Raw genomic sequence first — 1,131 nt, 5'->3', positions numbered from 1 at the left:
CATCTACTAGTAGCGACCGATTGGACGTCGTCATCTTCATTATGATACGCGCAGAAGCTGGAACATAACCACGACCACGTTCAACTTTGATACGCATAGCGATCTCAGCGTTGTCATCCGTTAGGTGACAAATAACGTGTTCAGGGTTAGCGATCTCTACATCACCATCATGGGTGATGTCACCTGCAACCACAGGGCCCGAGCCTGATTTGTTCAAAGTAATGAACACTTCATCTTTACCTTCAGCAACACGCACTGACAAACCTTTAAGGTTTAGAAGGATTTCAAGAATATCTTCTTGTACACCTTCTTTAGTGCTGTATTCATGAAGCACGCCTTCAATTTCTACTTCTGTTACAGCACAACCTGGCATAGAAGATAGAAGAATGCGACGAAGTGCATTACCCAGAGTATGACCAAAGCCACGCTCTAATGGCTCAAGAGTTACTTTTGCGTGAGTCGAGTTGATTTGTTCGATGTCAACCAGACGTGGCTTAAGAAATTCTGTTACAGAACCCTGCATTGTGTCCTCTCTTTAGTTTAAACCTTACTTAGAGTAAAGCTCGACGATCAATTGTTCGTTGATGTCAGCTGACAGATCAGAACGCTCAGGCATACGCTTGAATGTACCTTCCATCTTGCCACCATCTACTTCAATCCAAGTTGGTTTTTCACGTTGTTCAGCAACTTCTAGAGCCGCTTTAATACGAGCTTGCTGTTTAGCTTTCTCGCGGATAGAAACAACGTCGTTAGCCGCTACTTTGAAAGAAGGAACGTTTACAACTTTACCGTTTACTAGGATAGCTTTGTGGCTAACTAGCTGACGTGCTTCTGCGCGAGTAGCGCCAAAGCCCATGCGGTAAACTACGTTATCAAGACGACCTTCAAGAAGCTGAAGCAGGTTTTCACCTGTGTTGCCTTTAAGACGTGCAGCATCTTTGTAGTAGTTACGGAATTGTTTTTCTAGAACGCCGTACATACGACGAACTTTTTGCTTCTCACGAAGCTGAACGCCATACTCAGATAGACGACCGCGACGAGCGCCGTGTACACCTGGTGCGTTATCAATTTTACACTTGGTATCGATCGCGCGAACACCAGACTTAAGGAATAAGTCAGTGCCTCACGACG

The 1,131-nt window shown here is 45.0% G+C and carries 2 pseudogenes; both read right to left on the bottom strand.

Features of this window, described 5'->3' with window-relative positions:
- A pseudogene (locus AND4_RS19200) lies at nt 1-523 on the bottom strand (DNA-directed RNA polymerase subunit alpha); the annotation flags it as partial.
- A 24-nt stretch (nt 524-547) separates the two neighbouring features.
- Nucleotides 548-1,123, bottom strand: a pseudogene (gene rpsD / locus AND4_RS19195) (30S ribosomal protein S4); the annotation flags it as partial.
- Between the last annotated feature and the right edge of the window lie 8 nt (nt 1,124-1,131).

The organism is Vibrio sp. AND4, from assembly GCF_000171815.1.
In the GTDB taxonomy this organism is placed as follows: domain Bacteria; phylum Pseudomonadota; class Gammaproteobacteria; order Enterobacterales; family Vibrionaceae; genus Vibrio.
This window is presented reverse-complemented; position numbering and strand designations above follow the sequence as displayed.